Annotated in this window: 15 protein-coding genes and 1 tRNA gene; 6 read left to right on the top strand and 10 right to left on the bottom strand. The window is 72.2% G+C overall.

Going from position 1 to position 21,429, the window contains the following annotated elements:
- Positions 1–19: 19 nt before the first annotated feature.
- The 9 genes from IEV65_RS03110 to IEV65_RS03070 form a co-directional block, all read right to left on the bottom strand.
- Complete coding sequence (locus IEV65_RS03110) at positions 20–1,129, bottom strand: glycosyltransferase family 4 protein (protein ID WP_188428131.1); 1,110 nt, start codon at positions 1,127–1,129, stop codon at positions 20–22.
- 61 nt (positions 1,130–1,190) lie between these two features.
- A complete protein-coding gene (gene glyA, locus IEV65_RS03105; protein WP_188428130.1) occupies positions 1,191–2,489 on the bottom strand; it encodes a serine hydroxymethyltransferase in 1,299 nt (432 codons plus the stop codon).
- A gap of 9 nt (positions 2,490–2,498) precedes the next feature.
- Positions 2,499–3,353, bottom strand: a complete 855-nt coding sequence (locus IEV65_RS03100) for an L-threonylcarbamoyladenylate synthase (RefSeq protein WP_188428129.1) — start codon at positions 3,351–3,353, stop codon at positions 2,499–2,501.
- Between the two features lie 354 nt (positions 3,354–3,707).
- Positions 3,708–4,571, bottom strand: coding sequence for a peptide chain release factor N(5)-glutamine methyltransferase (prmC, locus tag IEV65_RS03095; protein ID WP_188428128.1), 864 nt, complete (start codon positions 4,569–4,571; stop codon positions 3,708–3,710).
- Entirely contained in the window at positions 4,568–5,668 is a 1,101-nt protein-coding gene (prfA, locus tag IEV65_RS03090) for a peptide chain release factor 1 (protein WP_188428127.1), read from the bottom strand. Before prfA ends, prmC begins: the two co-directional genes overlap by 4 nt.
- Before the next feature lie 87 nt (positions 5,669–5,755).
- Positions 5,756–5,971 (bottom strand): 50S ribosomal protein L31, encoded by a 216-nt coding sequence (gene rpmE / locus IEV65_RS03085; protein WP_188428126.1) that lies wholly within the window; start codon positions 5,969–5,971, stop codon positions 5,756–5,758.
- Between the two features lie 151 nt (positions 5,972–6,122).
- Positions 6,123–8,102, bottom strand: a complete 1,980-nt coding sequence (gene rho, locus IEV65_RS03080) for a transcription termination factor Rho (RefSeq protein WP_268235324.1) — start codon at positions 8,100–8,102, stop codon at positions 6,123–6,125.
- Positions 8,103–8,391: 289 nt separating this feature from the next.
- Positions 8,392–9,372 (bottom strand): homoserine dehydrogenase, encoded by a 981-nt coding sequence (locus IEV65_RS03075; RefSeq protein WP_188428124.1) that lies wholly within the window; start codon positions 9,370–9,372, stop codon positions 8,392–8,394.
- A gap of 62 nt (positions 9,373–9,434) precedes the next feature.
- A complete protein-coding gene (locus IEV65_RS03070; protein WP_188428123.1) occupies positions 9,435–11,096 on the bottom strand; it encodes an arginine--tRNA ligase in 1,662 nt (553 codons plus the stop codon).
- Between the two features lie 59 nt (positions 11,097–11,155).
- Here IEV65_RS03070 and IEV65_RS03065 point away from each other — a divergent pair.
- The 5 genes from IEV65_RS03065 (at position 11,156) to IEV65_RS03045 (ending at position 18,902) form a co-directional block, all read left to right on the top strand.
- Positions 11,156–11,227 (top strand) — tRNA-Arg (locus IEV65_RS03065).
- A gap of 112 nt (positions 11,228–11,339) precedes the next feature.
- Positions 11,340–12,767 carry an aldehyde dehydrogenase family protein gene (locus tag IEV65_RS03060; protein ID WP_188428122.1) on the top strand — a complete coding sequence of 476 codons (1,428 nt, stop codon included), beginning with the start codon at positions 11,340–11,342 and terminating at the stop codon, positions 12,765–12,767.
- A gap of 234 nt (positions 12,768–13,001) precedes the next feature.
- Positions 13,002–14,048 carry an ABC transporter ATP-binding protein gene (locus IEV65_RS03055; RefSeq protein WP_188428121.1) on the top strand — a complete coding sequence of 349 codons (1,047 nt, stop codon included), beginning with the start codon at positions 13,002–13,004 and terminating at the stop codon, positions 14,046–14,048.
- Positions 14,045–14,881, top strand: a complete 837-nt coding sequence (locus IEV65_RS03050) for an ABC transporter permease (protein ID WP_188428120.1) — start codon at positions 14,045–14,047, stop codon at positions 14,879–14,881. The genes IEV65_RS03055 and IEV65_RS03050 overlap by 4 nt, the downstream gene beginning before the upstream one ends.
- Positions 14,882–15,014: 133 nt before the next feature.
- The gene (locus tag IEV65_RS03045) at positions 15,015–18,902 is read left to right on the top strand and encodes a multifunctional oxoglutarate decarboxylase/oxoglutarate dehydrogenase thiamine pyrophosphate-binding subunit/dihydrolipoyllysine-residue succinyltransferase subunit (RefSeq protein ID WP_188428119.1); all 3,888 of its coding nucleotides are present in this window, start codon (positions 15,015–15,017) and stop codon (positions 18,900–18,902) included.
- 82 nt (positions 18,903–18,984) lie between these two features.
- Here the strand turns inward: IEV65_RS03045 and trhA are convergent, their stop codons facing one another.
- On the bottom strand, positions 18,985–19,674 hold the full coding sequence (gene trhA, locus IEV65_RS03040) for a PAQR family membrane homeostasis protein TrhA (protein ID WP_188428118.1): 690 nt from the start codon (positions 19,672–19,674) through the stop codon (positions 18,985–18,987).
- 213 nt (positions 19,675–19,887) lie between these two features.
- Between trhA and IEV65_RS03035 the strand changes: the two genes are divergently transcribed.
- On the top strand, positions 19,888–21,429 hold the full coding sequence (locus IEV65_RS03035; RefSeq protein WP_188429408.1) for a DEAD/DEAH box helicase: 1,542 nt from the start codon (positions 19,888–19,890) through the stop codon (positions 21,427–21,429).

Genomic DNA, 21,429 nt, shown 5'->3' with positions numbered 1-21,429 from the left:
TTATCACAAGATCGCCTGTTCACCGAAGTGCCTGGTCAGGGGTCTGTGTCCGGGAGGGCCGGGTGAGCAGGATCGCCACGCCGAGCACCGCCACGATCCCCACGGCCGACAGCCACGCCGGCAGGAAGGCGAAGGACACCGTGCCCGCGGCGATCAGGCCGGACCACAGGTAGAGCAGGACGACGGCGCGGCGGTGGCTGTGGCCGATGTCGAGCATCTGGTGGTGCAGGTGGCCCCGGTCCGGCTTCCACGGCAGCTGGCCGGCCCGGGTGCGCCGGAAGACGGCCAGCACGATGTCGAGGAAGGGCAGGGCGAGGATGGCCACCGGGATGGCGACCGGCAGCAGGATCGCGGTGAGCGCCGAGGTGTTCGCCACCGAGGAGCTGGGGTCCACGGAGCCGGTCATCGAGATGGTGGCGGCCGCGAGCAGCAGACCCAGCAGCAGGGCGCCGGCGTCGCCCATGAACAGCCGCGCCGGATGGAAGTTGTGTGGCAGGAAGCCCGCGCACACCCCGACGATGGCGGCGCTGATGAAGGTCGCCATGGAGAAGACGTTGGGCGGGTCGAAGGTGGAGCTGACGAGGTAGCACCAGCCGAAGAAGGCCGAGGCCGAGATCAGCACGACGCCCGCGGCCAGCCCGTCGAGACCGTCGATGAAGTTCACCGCGTTGGTCGAGATCACCACGACCAGGATCGTCAGCGTCACCATCACCGGCTCCGGCAGGTAGGTCACGCCGCCGATCGGGAGCGAGAGCAGCCGCACCCCGAAGAAGGCCATCACCCCGCCGGCGATCGCCTGCCCCGCCAGCTTGGTCAGCCAGTCCAGCTCACGGACGTCGTCGAGCGCACCGATGAGCGTGATGATCGCCGCGCCGATCAGCACGCCGTACAGCTGCGGGGAGGTCTCGAGGAGCTGACCGTGGTAGGGCAGCATCCGCCCCAGGACCACGGCTGCCGCGAAGCCGATGAGCATCGCCACGCCACCGAGCCGCGGGATCGGGACGGTGTGCACGTCCCGGTCGCGCACCGCGGTGATGGCCCCCAGCTGCAGCGCCAGCCGGCGCACGAGGGGCGTGGCCAGGTACGTCACGACCGCCGCCGTGAGCAGCACCATGAGGAACTCGCGCATGAGACATCACCTGGCGCGCGGCATACCCGCCCGGGAGTATGGCGCGCGCCAGGTCAGGGGGTCACCGCGCCGCGGGCTCGGGGTAGGCGGGGAAGCTGGTGAGGAGCTCGGTGACCTGACCCCGGACCTCGCGGGTGACCGCGTGCTCGGGATCGGCGTCGCCCTCGGTGACCGCCCTGTGGATCAGCTGCGCGACCGTCCTCATCTCCTCGGTGCCCATCCCCTGGGTGGTCACCGAGGGGCTGCCGACGCGGATGCCGGAGGCCACGTTGGGCTTCTCCGGGTCGAAGGGGATGGCGTTCTTGTTGAGCACGATGCCGGCCGCGTCGCAACGGGCCTCGGCGTCCACCCCGGTGACGCCCACGCCGCGCAGGTCGTGCAGCGACAGGTGGGTGTCGGTGCCGCCGGTGATGGGGCGGATGCCCAGCTCACCGAGGGTGTCGGCGAGGACCCGCGCGTTGTCCAGGACGCCCTGGGCGTAGGCCTGGTAGGCCGGGGTGGCGCACTCGGCGAAGTTGACGGCCTTGCCGGCGACGCCGTGCATGAGCGGACCGCCCTGCATCATCGGGAACACCGCGCGGTCGATCTTCTTGGCGTGCTCCTCCTTGCAGACGATCGCGCCGCCGCGCGGGCCGCGCAGCACCTTGTGGGTGGTGAAGGAGACGACGTCGGCATGCGGCACCGGGCTCGGGATGACCTTGCCGGCGACCAGGCCGATGAAGTGGGCCGCGTCGACCCAGAAGATCGCACCGACCTCGTCGGCGATGGCGCGGAAGCGCTCGAAGTCGATGAGGCGCGGGATCGCGGAGCCGCCGGCCAGGATGATCTTCGGGCGGTGCTCCTTGGCGAGCTTCTCGACCTGGTCGTAGTCGATGTCCTCGGTCTCCTGCGAGACGCCGTAGTGGACGGCGTTGAACCACTTGCCGGAGAAGCTCACCTTGAAGCCGTGCGTCAGGTGGCCGCCGTGGTCCAGCGACATCGCCAGCACGGTGTCGCCCGGCGCGGCGAACGCGCCGTAGACGGCGAGGTTGGCGCTGGCGCCGGAGTGCGGCTGGACGTTGGCGTGCTCGGCGCCGAACAGGGCCTTGGCGCGGGCGATCGCCAGGTCCTCGACCTTGTCGACCTCCGCGCAGCCGCCGTAGTAGCGGGCGTGCGGGTAACCCTCGGCGTACTTGTTCGACAGGGTCGAGCCCAGGGCCGCGAGCACCGCGGGACTGGTCTGGTTCTCGCTCGCGATGAGCTGCAGCCCGCTGCGCTGGCGGTCGAGCTCGGAGACGAGGAGGCCGGCGATCTCGGGGTCCTGCTCGAGGAGCGCTCCGAAGTCGGGGCCGTAGTAGGTGTCGGGCGTCACTGCAGTCATGCGCACACTCTAGGGGTGCAGCAGGTGGACGGCCCCGGAGGGGACCACCACCCCGCTGGGGAGCAGGCCGCCGGGGGCGGGCTCCGCGGCCGGGGCGTAGCTCTCGGCCGCCTGCTCGGCCGTCGCGGACCCCTCCTCGGCCGTCGCGGACTCCTCCGCACCCGTCACGGGCTCCTCCTCCTCGGCCGACGAGGGCGGCTCGTCGAGGAGTCGGGTCGTGCCGAGCACGCCACGGATCTCCTCCGTCGACAGCGCCCCGAGCCGCAGCACGACGGGCTCCTCCCCCGTGCAGTCGAGGATCGTCGACGGCAGACCGCCGGTGCGCGGACCGTCGTCGAGGTAGGTGGCGACCGCCCCGCCGAGCTGGTCCAGCGCCTCCTGGCCGGTCTGGGCGGCCGGCTGGCCGGTCACGTTGGCGCTCGTCACCGCCATCGGGCCGACCTCGGCGAGCAGGGCGAGCGCGACCTCGTCGTCGGGCATCCGCAGGGCCACGGTGCCGTTGGTCTCCCCCAGGTCCCACTGCAGCGAGGGCTGCGCGCGCAGGACGAGCGTGAGCGGGCCCGGCCAGAACTGGCGCATGAGGATGCGGGCGTACATCGGCACGTCCAGCGCGAGGCCGTCCACCGTCCGCGGGTTGGGCACGAGCACCGGCGGCGGCATCTCCCGGCCGCGGTGCTTGGCTGCCAGGACCATGGCGACCGCCACGACGTCGAAGGCGTCGGCACCTACCCCGTAGACCGTGTCGGTGGGCAGGACCACGACCTTGCCGGCGCGTACCGCGGCCGCGGCCGCCTCCAGCGCAGCCTCGCGCTGCTCGGGGTCGGTGCAGTCGAGCAGGCGGTCCTGGAGCGGCGAGCCAGCCATGGGGTCCTCTCGGTGGGGCGAGCGCGTGCGGGTGCCGCAGGCGGCCCCGCGGTCCAGTCTCACATCTTCGCACCGTCGGCGAGTTTGGCTGCACCGCGTGACAGGTGGCATTTAGAGTTGCGAGCCACGGGCCGCTCGTCAAGAGTGGCCGGTGGGACGAGGCGCATTCCCTGCGCCTCGACGACAGAAGGAGAGTGACGCAATGCGTGGTAGTGGTCTGATCTGGACGATCGTTGGCATCCTGCTGATCATCGTGCTGGTGATCTGGCTGATGAACGCGCTGTGATGCACTAACCCTCTCAACGACGCGGCCCTCGTCCTGACGGACGGGGGCCGTCGTCGTGCGCGGCCCTCTCAGCGGGTGCGGACGGCCCGCGTCACCCGGGGCAGGCCCGCCAGGTCGCGATGGTCATCCGCGCTCGCCCAGCAACCGGCCGCCATGAGCGTCGCCGGCAGCGTCACGCCCTGCACGTCGGCATGCTCCATGAGCAGCACGCCGCCCGGGCGCAGCAGCTCCGCGGCGCGGGCCGCGACCTCGCGTGGCACGTCGAGCCCGTCCTCGCCACCGCCGTAGAGCGCCAGCTCCGGGTCGTGCTCGCGCACCTCCACGTCCACCGGCACCATGCCCGGCGGGATGTACGGCGGGTTGCTCGTCACCACGTCCACCTGCCCCAGCCAGTCCCCGAACGCCTCCTGCGCCGGCCCCAGCCGCAGGTCGACGGCGAGGCCGGAGCGGGAGACGTTCGCCACGGCATACCGGTGCGCGTCGGGCGAGAGCTCCACGGCACCCACCCGGGCGTCGGGCCTCCGGCGCGCGACGCCCAGGGCGACGGCGCCCGAACCGGTGCACAGGTCCACGACCGTCGGGGCGTCGAGGTCCTCCAGCGCGGCGACGGCCAGCTCGACGAGCAGCTCGGTCTCCGGCCGGGGCACGAAGACGCCCGGCCCGACCTGGAGGTCGAGCCCGGCGAAGGACGCGGTGCCGGTCAGGTGCTGGAGCGGCACGCGCGTCGCGCGGCGCACCAGCAGGTCCTGGTATGCCGTGTCCGCCCCCTCCGGCAGCAGCTCACCCATCAGCCGGGAGCGGCGCAGGTCCGGGAGGTCGACACCCAGGACGTGCGCGAGGAGCACCTCGGCGTCGACCGCCGGGCTGGGCACCCCCGCATCGCCCAGCTGCGCGGCGGCCGAGCGCAGCACCCGGTCGAGCGTGAACGTCATACCGACGTGGCCGCGAGGCGCGCGGCCTCGTCGGCGTCGACCGCGGACTGCACCACGGGGTCGAGGTCGCCGTCCAGCACCTGGTCGAGGTTGTAGGCCTTGAAACCGGTGCGGTGGTCGGCGATGCGGTTCTCCGGGAAGTTGTAGGTGCGGATGCGCTCGCTGCGGTCCACGGTGCGGACCTGGCTGCGGCGCTGCTCGCTGGCTGCCGCCTCGGCCTCCTCCACCGCGATCTGGTGCAGCCGGGCCCGGAGCACGCGCAGGGCGGACTCCTTGTTCTGCAGCTGGGACTTCTCGTTCTGGCAGGAGACGACCAGGCCAGTCGGCAGATGGGTGATGCGCACGGCAGAGTCGGTGGTGTTGACCGACTGCCCGCCCGGGCCGGAGGAGCGGAAGACGTCGATCTTGAGGTCTGCCGGGTCGAGGACGACCTCCGCCATGCTCTCGTCGTCCCCGATGTCCGGCATGACGAGCACGCCGGCGGCAGAGGTGTGGATGCGGCCCTGGCTCTCGGTGACCGGCACGCGCTGCACGCGGTGCACGCCGCCTTCGTACTTCAGCCGGGCCCAGGGCGCCTCGCCGGGGCCGGGCGTGCCGGTCGCCTGGATGGCCACCCGCGCGTCCTTGTAGCCGCCGAGGTCGGAGACCGTCGCGTCGAGCAGCTCGGTCCGCCAGCCGCGACGCTCGGCGTAGCGGAGGTACATGCGCATGAGGTCGCCGGCGAACAGCGCCGACTCCTCGCCGCCCTCCCCCGCCTTGACCTCCAGGATGACGTCACGGTCGTCGTCGGGGTCGCGGGGCACCAGCTGGCGCCGCAGCGACTCGGCGGCCTCGGAGGCCGTCTGCTCGAGCGCCGGCAGCTCCTCGGCGAAGGACGGGTCGTCCGCCGCCAGCTCCCGGGCGGCCTCCAGGTCGTCGGTCGCGCTGCGCCAGGCCCGGTATGCCGCGACCGTCGGGGCGAGCGCGGCGTACCTCTTGTTCAGGCGGCGCAGGGCCGTGGGGTCGCCGTGCACGGCGGGGTCGGCCAGCTGGTGCTCGATGTCGGCGTGCTCCTCGACCAGCGGGAGGGCGGAGGCGAAGGGCGAGGGGGCGGGCACGTCATACCTCCTGGTGGGGCTGGATCGACAAGGGCCGGGAACGGCGAACGCCGACCCCGCGGTGTCGCGGGGTCGGCGTCGGAAGACTTACTTGGCGGCCTTCTTGCCGTAGCGCTCCTGGAAGCGGGCCACGCGGCCACCGGTGTCGAGGATCTTCTGCTTGCCGGTGTAGAACGGGTGGCAGTTGGAGCAGACGTCGGCGCTGATGCTGCCCGAGGTCGCGGTGCTCCGGGTGGTGAACGTGTGGCCGCAGGTGCAGGTCACCTGGGTCTCGACGTACGCCGGGTGGATGTCCTTCTTCATGGTTCTCCCTTGGATGGTCTCTCCCCCGGGTCGGCAGCGCGGTCGCGCGCCGTGAACCGGTGGGCCAGCGGAACATTCTGCCACGGGGGGCAGCATGCTCCCAAACGACGTGGCGGGGCCGGACATTCCCGGCCCCGCCACGGTCGGGCGGTCAGTCCTCGTCGTCGAGCTTGATGGAGCTCGTCTGCTGGACCTGGCTGAGGAACTCGTAGTTGTGCTTGGTCTTGCGCAGCCGGTCGAGGAGCAGCTCCAGCGCGGCCTGCTGGTCGAGCGCGGAGAGCACCCGGCGCAGCTTCCACATGATCTTCAGCTCCTCGGCGCCCATGAGGATCTCCTCGCGGCGGGTGCCCGAGGAGTTGACGTCGACGGCCGGGAAGATGCGGCGGTTGGCGAGCTGGCGGTCGAGCTTGAGCTCCATGTTGCCCGTGCCCTTGAACTCCTCGAAGATGACCTCGTCCATCTTGGAACCGGTCTCGACGAGCGCGGTCGCGAGGATGGTGAGCGAGCCACCGTTCTCGATGTTGCGCGCGGCGCCGAAGAAGCGCTTGGGCGGGTAGAGGGCGGCCGAGTCCACACCACCGGACAGGATGCGGCCCGAGGCCGGCGCGGCCAGGTTGTAGGCGCGGCCCAGACGGGTGATCGAGTCGAGGAGCACCACGACGTCACCGCCGAGCTCGACGAGACGCTTGGCCCGCTCGATGGCCAGCTCGGCGACCGTGGTGTGGTCGTCGGCCGGGCGGTCGAAGGTCGAGGAGATGACCTCGCCCTTGACGGCGCGCTCCATGTCCGTGACCTCCTCGGGACGCTCGTCCACGAGGACGACCATGAGGTGGCACTCCGGGTTGTTGGTGCTGATCGCGTTGGCGATCGACTGCAGGATCAGCGTCTTGCCGGCCTTGGCCGGGGCGACGAGCAGACCGCGCTGACCCTTGCCGATCGGGGCGACGAGGTCGATGACCCGGGTCGTGAGGTTCTTCTGGTCCGTCTCCAGACGCAGGCGCTCCTGCGGGTAGAGCGGGGTCAGCTTGGCGAACTCCGGACGCTTGCGCGCCTCCTCGGGCGACCTGCCGTTGACCGCGTCGAGGCGGACGAGGGCGCTGAACTTGCCGCGGTCGCGCTTGTTGCCGGTCGAGGACACGGTGTGCTGGTTGTCGCCGGCCTCGGTCGGGGCCTTGATGACGCCCTGGACGGCGTCACCCTTGCGCAGGCCGTACTTCTTGACCACGCCCAGCGGGACGTAGACGTCCGTCGGGCCGGGCAGGTAGCCGGTCGTGCGGATGAAGGCGTAGGAGTCGAGCAGGTCGAGCACACCACCCACGGGGACGAGCACGTCCTCCTCGGTGTAACCCTCCTCCTCGGGAGGGGTGCCGCGGCCGTTCTGCGGCTGGTCGGTCCCGACCGAGCCGCGGCCACGCTTGCGGTCACGGCCGCGCTGGCGGCTGCGGCGACGGCGACGGCCGCCCTCGCCGTCCTCGTCGTCGAAGTCGTGACGCTGCTGGTTGCCCTGCTGCTGGTTGCCCTGCTGCTGGGTGCGGTCGTCCTGCGCGCGGTCGCCCTGCTGCTGGTGACGCTCGCCCTGCTGACGCTGGCCCTGACCCGGCTGGCCGTCGCGGTCAGCGCCCTGGCCCTGGCGCCTGGCGCCCTGCTCACGCTGGCCCTGCTCACGCTGGCCCTGCTGGGTGTCGTTCGAGCGGTCGCCCTGGGACTGCTCGCCCTGACGCTGGCGCGGCGCGCCGGCCTCCGAGCCCGCACGGCGGCTGCGACGGCCACCCTCGCGCTGGGCCTGCGCGTGGTCGAGCGCGGCCTCCAGCTGAGCGGTCCCGTCGGAGAGGCCGTCGGTGGACCTCGGGCTCTCGTCAGCGGTGGTGGAGACCGGTGCTGCGGCCGGAGGAGCGGTGGGCGCGGCGGCGGGCTGCTCGGCCGTGTCGCGGGCCGGAGCGGCGGCGCGGCCGGCACCCGCCCGCGCACTCACGTCGGCGCCGCCGCGCTGCGCCCGGATGGCGGAGACCAGGTCGGCCTTGCGCATCTTGGCCTGGACGGAGATTCCCATGCTCTGGGCGAGCTGCTGCAGCTCGGCCAGGCGAAGCGTGCTGAGGGACCCGGTCTTGGTCCCGGCGGTGGTGTCGGTCACGCGTTCTGCTTCCTTCCCCGATAGCCCCGGCCAACGCCGGGCGTGGGGTGCTGGGTGAGGTTCGTGCTGCCTCGAACGGCGCATGAACTGGGAACGGGCACGGACACGACCAGCCGGGACGGCCTAGCCTGGATGTGGATCAGCGTGAACGTCGAACGACGTCGCTCCGCGCCGTAGCCCACGGAGCCGTCAGTCGGCCTCCGGGGCACGCTCACGATAACACGCCCCTCGGCCCGCCCCGCAGCGACGCCTCGCGCACCTCCCCCTTCGGGGCAGGGCCAGCGAGGCGTCAGGCGCGGGTGACGCGCCGCGCGGCGCGCACGAGGTCGCCGAGCACGGCCGAGGCGGTCTCGTCGCCGCCGGCACCGGCGCCGTGGAGACGCAGCGTGCCGGCCGACTCGGCCTCGACGATGAGCACGTTGGAGCCCTCGCGCGCCTGGGCCAGCGGGTCGTCCTGGGGCAGGGCGACCGGACGCACCGCGAGCTCGACCCGCGGCGCGTCCTGCGCCCCCGAGGTCCACGCAGAGGCCACCAGCTTGATGACCTTGCCGTTGGCCGAGGCGGTGCGGAAGTCCTCGTCGGTCAGGCCGGTGATCCCCCGGCGCTGCACGTCGGCCAGGGTCAGGGGAGCACCCCAGGCAGCCCGCGCGAGCAGGACGATCTTGGCCGCAGCGTCCAGACCCTCCAGGTCCTCGGTCGGGTCCGCCTCCAGGAAGCCGAGCTCGCCGGCCAGGCGCACGGCCTCCTCGAACGGCACCCCCTTGCGCGCGACCAGGTCGAGCACGAAGTTGGTCGACCCGTTCACGATGCCCGAGATGGAGGTCACCACGTCGCCGGCCAGCGAGTCACGCACGACCGCGACGACCGGGATCGCGGCCATCACCGCCGCCTCGTAGTCCAGCCCCACCCCGGCCTCGGCGGCAAGCGCCTCCAGCGCGGGCCCGTGGTGGGCGAGCAGCTGCTTGTTGGCGGTCACCACCTGGGCGCCGTTGCGTATGCCGCGCTCGATCAGCTCGCGAGCCCGGTCCAGGCCGCCCATGACCTCCACGACGACGTCGGCCTGGTCGACGAGGGCCTCCGCGTCCTGCACGAGCAGGGCGGGGTCGACGCCGTCCCGCACTCGGCTCGTGTCGCGCACGGCCACGCCGACCAGCTCGAGCGGACTGCCGACGCGAGCGGCATACAGGTCGGCGCGCTCGACGAGGCGACGGGCGACGGCGGCACCGACGGTGCCGGCGCCGAGCAGGGCGACACGGACAGGGGTGGTCACAGCAGGAACTCCACTACTTGAGGAACGACGTCGTCATGGTCGGGTGCGTGCGGGAGGCCGGGTCACATGCGCTCGGGCGCGGAGACCCCGAGCAGGCCCAGGCCGTTGGCCAGCACCTGTCGCGTGGCGTCGTTGAGCCACAGGCGCGACCGGTGCAGGTCGGTGATCTCCTCGTCCGCGGAGACGGGGCGGACGCGGCACTCGTCGTACCACTTGTGGAAGAAGCCCGCGAGCTCCTCCAGGTAGCGCGCGACGCGGTGCGGCTCACGCAGCTGCGCGGCCTGCGCGACCACGCGCGGGAAGTCGCCGAGCGCCGCGAGCAGGGTCGCCTCGGTCTCGTGCGTGAGCAGCGCCGGGTCGAAGCCGTCCTCGCGGCGGACACCGTCCTCGTCGGCCAGGCGGGCCACGTTGCAGGTCCGCGCGTGGGCGTACTGCACGTAGAAGACCGGGTTGTCGTTGGAGCGCTTGCGCAGCTCCTCGCCGTCGAGGTCGAGCGGGGTGTCGGCCGGGAAGCGGGCCAGGGAGTAGCGGACGGGGTCCGAGCCGATCCACTCGATGAGGTCGGAGAGGAAGATCGCGTTGCCGCGGCGCTTGCCCATCCGCTCGCCGCTGATGTTGATCAGCTGCCCGATGAGGATCTCGATGTTCTTCTCGGGGTCGTCGCCGGCGCAGGCCGCGATCGCCTTGAGCCGCCCGACGTAGCCGTGGTGGTCCGCGCCGAGCATGTAGACCTTCTCGGTGAACCCGCGGTCCTTCTTGTCCAGGTAGTAGGCGGCGTCCGCGGCGAAGTAGGTCGGCTCACCGTTGGACCGGATCATCACCCGGTCCTTGTCGTCCCCGAAGTCGGTGGTGCGCAGCCAGACGGCGCCGTCCTGGTCGAAGACGTGCCCCTGCTCCCGCAGGCGTGCCACGGCCTCCTCGACCTTGCCGCCGTCGTGAAGGGTGGACTCGGAGAACCACACGTCGAAGTCGACGTTGAACTCGTGCAGGATCGTCCGGATGCGCTCCATCATCAGCGCGTAGCCACGCTCACGGGCGACCGACATCGCCTCGTCCTCGGGCAGGTCGAGGAGGTCAGGACGTTCGGCGAGCAGCTGCTGGGCCACGTCCGTGACGTACTCCCCCGGGTAGCCACCCTCAGGGACCTCGGCGTCCGGGCCACCCTTGGCGCGCGCCAGGATCGAGCCGGCGAACTTGCCCATCTGGCCGCCGAAGTCGTTGATGTAGTGCTCGGTCGTGACGTCCGCGCCGCTCGCGCGCAGCAGCCGGCCGAGGGCGTCGCCGAGCGCCGCCCACCGGGTGTGGCCGATGTGGGGCGGTCCGGTGGGGTTGGCGGAGACGAACTCCAGGTTGATGGTGCGGCCGACCATCGAGTCGTTGGTGCCGTAGCCCTCCCCCGCCTCGACGATCGTGCGCGCCAGCTCACCGGCGCTGGCGGCGTCGAGGGTGATGTTGAGGAAACCGGGACCAGCGACGTCCACCGTGGTGACACCGCCCACCTGGCGGAGGCGGGTGGCGACGACCTCTGCCAGCTCACGCGGCGGCATACCGGCGCCCTTGGCGAGCTGCAGCGCGATGTTGCTGGACCAGTCCCCGTGCTCGCGGTTCTTCGGTCGCTCCACGCGCACGCTCGCGGCGTCCGGGACGGGGACGCCCAGGTCGCCTGCGGCGACGACGTCGGACAGGACGGTGCGGAGGGCCTGCGCGAGCTGCTCGGGAGTCACCCGATCAAGTCTAGGGGTGCGAGGATCGGGCCTCGGGGCTGGTACAGTTGCTCGCTGTTGCCCCCGTAGCTCAGGGGATAGAGCACCGCCCTCCGGAGGCGGGAGCGCAGGTTCGAATCCTGCCGGGGGCGCAACGACATCGGCCGCCGACCCGCCCTGCGGGACGGCGGCCGATCTGCGTCCGAGGGCTGCCTGCCGGACCCTACGTCAAGGCCTGTCCGGCGGCGCCGCTACCGTGCGGGTATGCAGACCGCGCTCCCCTTCATCGACGGCCAGGACGTCCCGGTGTCCGTCACCTACGACAACGTCGACCCGGCGGACGGCTCGGTCATCGGGGCGGTGGCCCGCAGCGGCGAGGCCGAGGTCGACCGCGCGGTCGAGGCCGCCGCGGCGGCCCAACCCGGGTGGGCCCGCACGCTGACCGAGCACCGCGCGGACGCCCTCCAGCGGCTGGCCGACCTCGTCGACCGCGACCGCGAGCAGCTCGCGCTCACCGAGTCGCAGGACACCGGCAAGCCCCTGTCGCAGGCGCGCACCGACGTGACGGTCGCCGCGCGCTACTTCCGTTACTACGGGCGCGTCATCGAGGCCTTCTACGGCCAGGCGATCCCGATCGGCCCCGACCTGCACGTCTACACCAGGCGCGAGCCGTTCGGCGTCGTCGGCAGCGTCGTGGCCTGGAACTACCCGCTCCAGCTCGCCTCGCGCTCCATCGCGGCCTCGCTCGCGACGGGCAACGCCATCGTGCTCAAGCCGGCCGACGAGACCCCGCGCACCGCACTCGCGCTCGCGCGGCTGTCGGTGGAGGCCGGGATCCCCGCGGGCGCCGTCAACGTCGTCCCGGGCCTGGGTGCGGAGGCCGGCGCTGCACTCACCGCGCACCCCGGCGTGGCCCACCTCGGCTTCGTCGGCTCGACGCAGACGGGCTCGGCGGTCGCCCACGCCGCAGCGGAGCGCGTCGTCCCGACCGTGCTCGAGCTCGGCGGCAAGTCAGCGCAGATCGTCTTCGCCGACGCCGACCTCGACCGGGCCGCGGACTTCGGGACCCGCGCCATACTTCAGAACGCCGGCCAGACCTGCTCTGCCGGATCCCGCCTCGTCGTGCACGAGAGCGTGCGGCAGGAGCTCGTGGGCAAGATCGCCGAGCGCTTCCGGACGACCCGTCTGGGACGTGGCACCGACGACCCCGACCTGGGTCCGCTCGTCTCGGCCAAGCAGCAGGACCGCGTGCGCGGGTATGTCGAGAACGCCGGCTCCGGGGAGGTCGTCGTCGGTGGTTCGGCCCCGCAGGACGGAGCGCTCGCCGAGGGTGCCTACTGGCTGCCGACGCTCATCGACGGTGTCGACCCCGACTCGGCCATCGCCCAGGAGGAGGTCTTCGGACCGGTGCTCGTGACCCTGCCGTTCTCGGACGAGGAGGAGGCGGTCGCGCTGGCCAACGGCACCGACTACGGCCTCATCTCGGCGATCTGGACCCGCGACCTCGCCAGGGCCCACCGGGTGGCCGCCCAGGTCGAGGCCGGACAGATCTTCGTCAACACCTACGGCGCGGGTGGCGGCGTGGAGCTGCCCTTCGGCGGCTTCAAGCAGTCCGGCTACGGCCGGGAGAAGGGCATCGAGGCGCTGGCCGGCTTCACCCAGACCAAGACGGTCGTCATCAGCCTGGCCTGAGCGGCACGAACGCCCGTCCGGTCGGGTGCGGTGGGTGGCACGAACGCCCGTCCGGTCGGGTGCGGTGGGTGGCACGAACGCCTGTCCGGTCGGCAGCGGTGGGCGGCACGAACGCCTGTCCGGTCGGGTGCGGTGGGTGGCACTAACGCCTGTCCGGTCCGTCGTGGGGCGGAGACGAGATCTCGCACCAGGGTCGGATGCGGGGTGTCGGAGCCCTCTGATTGAGTGGCTGTCATGAACTCCGCTGCTGCCGACGGCACGGGCGTGAGCGTCCGGGGGCTGACCAAGACCTTCGGCAGCTTCCGTGCCGTCGACGACCTGACCTTCGAGGTGCGCCCCGGGCGCGTGACCGGCTTCCTCGGCCCCAACGGCGCCGGCAAGACGACCACGCTGCGGATGCTGCTCGGCCTGATCCGCCCGACCGCGGGAGAGGCACTCATCGGGGGCCACCACTACGCCGACCTCCAGCACCCCCTCCAGGTCGTGGGCGCCGCGCTGGAGGCGACCGGCTTCCACCCGGGACGGTCCGGGCGCGACCACCTCCGCGTCCTCGCCGCCACCCACGCGATCCCCGACGCCCGCGTCGACGAGCTGCTCGAGCTGGTCGGCATCCCGGCCGCGGCGCGCAAGCGCGCCGGCGACTACTCCATGGGTATGCGGCAGCGGCTCGGCCTCGCGGCCGCCCTCCTCGGCGACCCGCAGGTCCTGCTGCTCGACGAACCGGCCAACGGGCTCGATCCCGAGGGCATCCGCTGGATGCGCGGCTTCATGCGGCACCTGGCGCGCGAGCAGGGCAAGACGGTCCTCGTCAGCTCCCACCTGCTGGGCGAGGTGGAGCAGACCGTCGAGGACGTCGTGATCATCGCCAACGGCCACCTCGTGCGCGAGGGAACCATGGACGAGCTGCACGGCGACCCTGCCGTCCTCGTCCGGACCACCGACGCGCCCACGCTCGCCGCCGCCCTGGCCCGCGCGGGCATCGCCTCGGCCCCCGAGGACCAGCCCGGCTCGCTGCGGGTGCTCACCGGCGACCTCGCACGGGTGGGCGATGTGGCCCTGGCCGTGGGGCTGCCCGTGCACGAGCTGCGCCCGCTGCGCACCGACCTCGAGCGGCTCTTCCTCGAGCTCACCGAGAGCCCCGAGCACCGCAACCGCAACCTGGAGGTGACCTCCACCACCCCGGCGGGCGCCGCCCCCGCGCCGACAGGGGCGCGGCATACCGACATCCCGCCCCCCACCGGAGCGGACGCGCCGGTCCCCGCGCAGGAGGAGAACCGATGACCGGTCTGGTCCGTGCCGAGCTGCTGAAGTACTTCACGACCCGGATGTCGTGGTCCATGCCGCTCACGATGTTTCTCGTGGGCGCGATCTTCGCCGCGGTCCAGGGGCTGGTGCTCGTCCTGATCGGCGAGTTCCCGGGCTCCGGCGGCGAGGTGATCCGCCCCGCCGAGCTGTTCGACGACCTGACGCTGGCCAGGATGGTCTACACGGGAGCCATCCAGATGGGTTACCTGCTGGCTCTCGTGCTGGGCATCCTGGCGATGGGCGGGGAGTTCCGCCACCGGACCATCACCTCGACGCTGCTGTCGGCCCCGCGCCGCGGCCGGCTGCTCACCGCGAAGGTCACCGGCCTGGTGCTCGTCGTGCTCGTCAACGGCGTCGCCTTCGTCGCCGGCAGCCTGCTGGGCGGCGGGATCATGCTCGCCGTCGGTGACGCTGCGGTCTTCCCGGAGCCGGGCCAGCTGCTGGGCACGCCGGCGAAGATGCTGCTCATCCTGGTCCTCTGGGGGCTGATCGGCTTCGGCCTGGGGGTCCTGATCCCCAACCAGGTGATCGCGCTCTTCGTGGGGATCGGGGTGACCCTGCTCATCGAGCCGCTGCTCGGCTTCGGGCTGACCTTCGTCGACCAGCTCAAGGAGGCGGCGCGCTACTTCCCCAGCCAGGCGACGACCTCGGTGCTGGACCTCTTCGCCGGCGTCGACGACGCGACGGCGCAGAGCATGGGCTCGGCGGACCCGCTGACGTGGTGGGTGGGCGCGCTCGTGCTGCTGGGCTACGCGGCCGTGATGACGCTGCTCGGCTGGGTCGTGACCACCCGCCGGGACGTCTCCTGACCTGCGGTGACCCCGCCCACCCCCCATCACGTGCGGTGATGTGGGAGCGGAGTAGGCTGGCCCCGGTGGGTGCAGTGTCCGCACCCCACCGACTTGTTGCCAGCACCCAGACGTGAGATGAGGCGCCAGGCCCGTGGCCAACCCCCCGAGCAACGACAAGACCCTCGCCGACTTCGGAGCCAACGAGTGGCTCGTGGAAGAGATGCGGGAGCGATTCGACAGTGACCCGGGCTCCGTGGACCCGGCCTGGCGCGCGTACTTCGAGGGTTCGACGCCCAGTCCCAACGGCGCGACCACCGCCGCCGCCGCCCCCGCCGGCCGACCGGCCGCAGCCGCCGCCCAGCCCACGACGCGGGTGGCTGCCCCGGCCGACCAGACCGCCGGACGCCCGGTCAAGGGGGTCGCCCCCGCCCCGCCGCGGGCGACCACCCCCGCCGCCCCCGTGGCGAAGCCGGCCGCTGCACCGGCACAGAAGCCCGAGCCCAGGGCCGAGCAGCCCACGGCCGCCGCGCCCAAGGCTGAGCAGCCTGCGGCGGCATCGCCGAAGACGGACACGCCGAAGCCGACCAAGAGCTCAGCCTCCGCGCCCGTGACGCGTGACGCTCCCCCGGTCAAGCGCATCGGTCCGCAGACCGAGGTCACGACCACGCCGCTGCGCGGCGCCGTGGCCCGCGTGGTGACCAACATGGAGTCCAGCCTGGAGGTCCCCACGGCCACCAGCGCGCGCAACCTGCCGGCCAAGCTGCTCATCGACAACCGCACGGTCATCAACAACCACCTCGCCCGCGCCCGCGGCGGCAAGGTCTCCTTCACGCACCTCATCGGCTACGCCATGGTCCAGGCCGTGAAGTCGATGCCGGCGATGAACAACTCCTTCGCCCTGGTCGACGGCAAGCCCAACCTCGTGCAGCCGGCGCACATCAACCTCGGCCTGGCGATCGACGTCCCCAAGCCCGACGGTTCCCGCCAGCTCCTCGTGCCCAGCATCAAGAGCGCCGAGGAGATGACATTCTACGAGTTCTGGAGCGCCTACGAGGGGATCGTGCGCAAGGCCCGCGAGGGCGCGCTGACGATCGAGGACTTCCAGGGCACGACGATCAGCCTGACCAACCCCGGCGGCATCGGCACCCTGCACTCCGTGCCGCGCCTCATGGTCGGGCAGGGCGCGATCATCGGCGTCGGGTCGCTCGACTACCCGGCCGAGTGGCAGGGCGCAGCGCCGGAGCGCATCGCCGCCAACGGCGTCAGCAAGATCCTGACCCTGACCTCCACCTACGACCACCGCATCATCCAGGGTGCCCAGTCCGGTGAGTTCCTCAAGGTCCTGCACGAGCTGCTGCTCGGCAAGGACGGCTTCTACAACGACATCTTCACTTCGCTGCGGATCCCCTACGAGCCGATCCGCTGGGCGCCGGACATCACGGCCACCCACGACGACGACATCTCCAAGGCGAGCCGCGTCCAGGAGCTCATCCACGCCTACCGCGTGCGCGGGCACCTCATGGCCGACATCGACCCGCTGCAGTACCGCCAGCGCTCCCACCCCGACCTCGTCATCGAGAACCACGGCCTCACCCTGTGGGACCTCGACCGCTCGGTGGCGACCGGCGGGTTCGGCGGCAAGGCGCGGCTGACCCTGCGCAACGTCCTCGGCATCCTGCGGGACAGCTACTGCCGCACCGTGGGCGTGGAGTACATGCACATCCAGGAGCCGGCCGAGCGGAAGTGGTTCCAGTCCAAGCTCGAGGTGCCCTTCGAGAAGCCGGCCCCGGCCGAGCAGCTGCGGATCCTGCGTCGCCTCAACGCGGCGGAGGCCTTCGAGACCTTCCTGCAGACCAAGTTCGTCGGCCAGAAGCGGTTCAGCCTCGAGGGTGGCGAGTCCGTCATCGCGCTGCTGGACAAGGTCCTCAACCGCGCCGCCGAGGACGGGCTGGCCGAGGTCACCATCGGTATGCCGCACCGTGGCCGCCTCAACGTGCTCGCCAACCTCGCCGGGAAGTCCTACGGGCAGATCTTCCGCGAGTTCGAGGGCAAGCAGACCCCCGGCTCGGTCCAGGGCTCCGGCGACGTGAAGTACCACCTCGGCACCGAGGGCGAGTTCGTCGGCGAGTCCGGCCGGTCGACCCGCGTCTACCTCGCGGCCAACCCCAGCCACCTGGAGGCCGTCAACCCGGTCCTCGAGGGCATCACGCGAGCCAAGCAGGACCGCCTCGTGCTCGAGGGCGGCGACCCCGCGGCATACCCCGTCATGCCCGTCCTGCTCCACGGTGACGCGGCGTTCGCCGGCCAGGGCGTGGTGCTGGAGACCCTGCAGATGTCGCAGCTGTCCGGCTACCGCACGGGTGGCACGATCCACGTCGTCATCAACAACCAGGTCGGCTTCACCACGGCCCCGCACGACTCGCGCTCGGCCGTCTACTGCACCGACGTCGCGCGCACCGTGCAGGCGCCGATCTTCCACGTCAACGGCGACGACCCCGAGGCCGTCGTCCGGGTGGCGGAGCTGGCGTACGAGTACCGCCAGGCGTTCAACAAGGACGTCGTCATCGACATGGTCTGCTACCGCCGCCGCGGTCACAACGAGGGCGACGACCCGTCGATGACCCAGCCGCTGATGTACGACCTCATCGAGGCCAAGCGCTCGGTGCGCAAGCTCTACACCGAGTCCCTGGTCGGCCGCGGTGACATCACCACGGACGAGGCCGAGGAGGCGCTGCGCGACTACCAGCACCAGCTGGAGCAGGTGTTCGTCGAGACCAAGGCGGCGCTGAAGGGCGAGGGCGACGGGACCGGCGGCCTGGAGCGGCCGGTCGCGCAGGACGAGGGCGACATGGCCACCCGCCAGCGTCCGACGGCGATCAGCGAGGAGCTGGTCCACCGCATCGGCGACGCCTACGCCTCGCACCCCGAGGGCTTCACCGTCCACCCGAAGCTGGCCAAGCTCATGACCAGCCGCCAGGAGATGACGCGCAAGGGCGGGATCGACTGGGGCATGGGCGAGCTTCTCGCCCTCGGTTCGCTGCTGGTCGACGGCACGCCGGTGCGCCTCGCCGGGCAGGACTCGCGCCGCGGCACGTTCGTCCAGCGTCACGCGGTCCTCACCGACCACGAGACCGGGCGGACCTGGACGCCGCTGCACCACCTGTCCGAGGACCAGGCCGGCTTCGAGGTCTACGACTCGCTGCTGTCGGAGTACGCCGCGATGGGCTTCGAGTACGGCTACTCGGTCGAGCGCACGGACGCCCTCGTCCTCTGGGAGGCCCAGTTCGGCGACTTCGCCAACGGCGCCCAGACCGTGGTGGACGAGTTCATCTCCTCCTCCGAGCAGAAGTGGGACCAGCGCTCCAGCGTCGTGCTCCTGCTCCCGCACGGCTACGAGGGCCAGGGCCCCGACCATTCCTCCGCCCGGATCGAGCGCTACCTGCAGCTGTGCGCCGAGGAGAACATGGTCGTCGCCTACCCCTCCACCCCGGCGTCGTACTTCCACCTGCTGCGCAAGCACGCGACGGCCCGGCCCCGCAAGCCGCTGGTCGTCTTCACCCCGAAGGCGATGCTCCGGCTGAAGGCGGCGGCCAGCGCGCCGGAGGACTTCACGACCGGCACCTTCGAGCCGGTCATGCCGGACACGGCCAGCCTCGACAAGCAGGCGGTCGACCGCGTGCTCATCGCCTCGAGCAAGCTGGTCTGGGACCTCGAGGAGGAGCGCGCCAAGCGCGGCGACGAGCGGACGGCCATCGTGCGCGTCGAGCAGCTCTACCCGCTGCCGGCCGCCCAGCTCGCCGCGATCACCAAGGAGTACCCGAACGCCGAGCTGGTGTGGGCGCAGAACGAGCCCAAGAACCAGGGCCCGTGGCCGTTCATGGCGCTGAACATGCCAGAAGCGCTGGCCGAGCAGGGCGAGGAGCGTCCGCTGCGCGTCGTCTGCCGGCCCGCCTCGGCCTCCCCGTCCACCGGCTCGACCAAGGTGCACGCGGTCGAGCAGGATGCCCTGCACGAGGCGGCGTTCGCCCGCCGGGGCTGAGGCTCACCGACGTGGGCGGCCCGGCACCGGTCATCCGGTGCCGGGCCGTTCGGCGTCCGGGCACCGGGGTGGGGCACCCTCCCTAGCCGGCGCCGACGACATACAGCTGCATCATCAGGTGGTGCAGCGCCGCGGCCACGAGCACGAGCACGTGCCACAGCTCGTGGAAGCCGAAGGTCCCCGGGAGCGGGTTGGGGCGCTCCACGATGTAGACGACGAAACCGAGGCTGTAGACCAGTCCTCCGGCGGCCAGGAGCGCGAGCGCGCCCGGCGGCAGCTCGGGTCCGCCCGCGACCAGCACGACCGGCATCCAGCCCAGCGCGATGTAGAGGGTGTTGGTGACGTACTTCGGCAGCTCTCGCCAGACCGAGCGCAGCACCATGCCGAGGATCGCGATGCCCCAGACCGCACCGAAGACGGCCCACCCGAACGGGCTGCGGAAGAGCACGAGCACCAGGGGCGTGACCGTGCCGGCGATCAGGCCGAACACCGAGGTGTAGTCGAGCGTGCGGAGCACCTCGTTGACCCTGGGGCTGCTGTCGATGCCGTGGTGCAGCGTGCTGGCCACGAAGAGCGTCACCAGCGCGAGCGAGTAGACGGCCAGGCCGACGATCGCCCACGGGTCGGCGGTCACGCTCGCGCGGGTGATGAGGACCGCCGAGCCGAGCAGCGCCAGGCACGCGCCGACGAGGTGGGAGATCGTGTTGATCCGCTCGTCCGTGACGTGCACGCTGCCGTCCCTGCTCAGCCTCTGGCCCTGCGCCTCCATCATGCGAGGAGGCTACCTGTGACCGCGGCCGAGCCCGCGCGGACGGGCGACGGGGCGATCCACGGTAGACTGGACGACGGCGCCCCGCTCCCGTCTCGCCTCGGGGCGCTTGATCACGACAGCCTGTGCACGGCATACCTGTGCCGCGGGCTCGACAGGTCGCTCGGCCCGTGGGCCGGCGCACCGGGCGGGACCTCCACCGTCCGAAGGACTCTCGTGACCTCCAGCTTCGCCGGCCTCGGCGTGCCCTCAGTGCTGACCGACGCCCTCTCCGGGCGCGGCATCACCACCCCCACCCCGATCCAGGCGGCCACGCTGCCCGACTCGCTCGCCGGGCGCGACGTGCTCGGCCGCGGCCGCACCGGCTCGGGCAAGACCTACGCCTTCCTCCTGCCCGTCGTGGCCCGCCTGATGGCCGACGCCGGCGCCGCGCGCCGCCGTGGTCGCAAGCCCCGCGCGCTCATCCTGGCGCCCACGCGCGAGCTCGCCCGCCAGATCGAGGAGTCGCTCGCGCCGCTCGCCACCGCGGCAGGCCTGCGCTCGCTGACGATCTTCGGCGGGGTCGGGCAGAACCCGCAGGTGCGCGCCCTCCAGGAGGGCATCGACGTCCTCGTCGCCACCCCGGGCCGCCTCGAGGACCTGATCGGGCAGGGGTATGCCGATCTCGGCGCCGTCGAGGTGACCGTGCTCGACGAGGCCGACCACATGTCCGACCTCGGCTTCCTGCCGGTCGTCAAGCGCCTGCTCGACCGCACGCCCCGCGACGGTCAGCGCATGCTGTTCTCGGCGACGCTGGACTCGGGCGTGGACGTCGTCGCCAAGCGCTACCTCAGCAACCCGGTGACCCACCACGCCGACTCGGCGCAGTCGCCGGTCGCCGCGATGGCCCACCACGTGCTGCACATCGACGCCGCCGACCGGCTGCCGGTGCTGGCAGACCTGGGCTCGGCGCCCGGGCGGACCGTGGTGTTCACGCGGACGAAGTACGGCGCCAAGAAGCTCACCAAGCAGCTGAATGCCGCCGGCGTGACCGCGGTCGAGCTGCACGGCAACCTGGGTCAGAACGCGCGCGTGCGCAACCTCGACGCCTTCCAGAACGGCGCCGCGACCACGCTCGTGGCGACGGACATCGCCGCACGCGGCATCCACGTCGACGACGTCGCGCTCGTCGTCCACGCCGACCCGCCGGTCGAGCACAAGGCCTACCTGCACCGCTCGGGCCGCACGGCCCGCGCCGGTGCCAGCGGCACGGTCGTGACGCTCATGACCGACGACCAGGTGCGCGAGGTGCGGGCGCTGACCAAGGCCGCCGGCGTCTCGCCCACCGTGACCAAGGCGCACCGCTCGCACCCCGTGCTGACCGAGCTCGCCCCCGGCGAGCGCACCCTCGTGCCGGGCGGCTTCGCGCCGGCCGAGCCGGTGCAGCAGCAGGGCCAGGGCTCCGGGCGGGGTCGCGGCCAGGGCCAGGGCGGTCGTCGCCAGGGCCAGGGCCAGGGCCAGGGCCAGGGCCAGGGCCAGGGCCAGGGCCAGGGCCAGGGTGGCCGTGGGCAGGGCCAGGGCGGTCGTCGCCAGGGTCAGGGCCAGGGTCAGGGCCAGGGTGGTCGTGGTCAGGGCCAGGGCACCGGTCAGGGCCAGCGACGCTCCGGATCCGGCGGCCAGCGCCAGGGCGGCAGCCGCACGTCGTCCCGCGGCGGCTCGGTCGTGGCCTTCTCCACCTCCTCGGACGGTGGTCGCTCGCGCCGCTCAGGCGGCCGCTGA

It is taken from the genome of Ornithinimicrobium tianjinense (assembly GCF_014636495.1).
GTDB lineage: Bacteria > Actinomycetota > Actinomycetes > Actinomycetales > Dermatophilaceae > Ornithinicoccus > Ornithinicoccus tianjinensis.
Note: the sequence above shows the minus strand (reverse complement) of the source record. Positions and strands in the feature narration are given on the sequence as shown.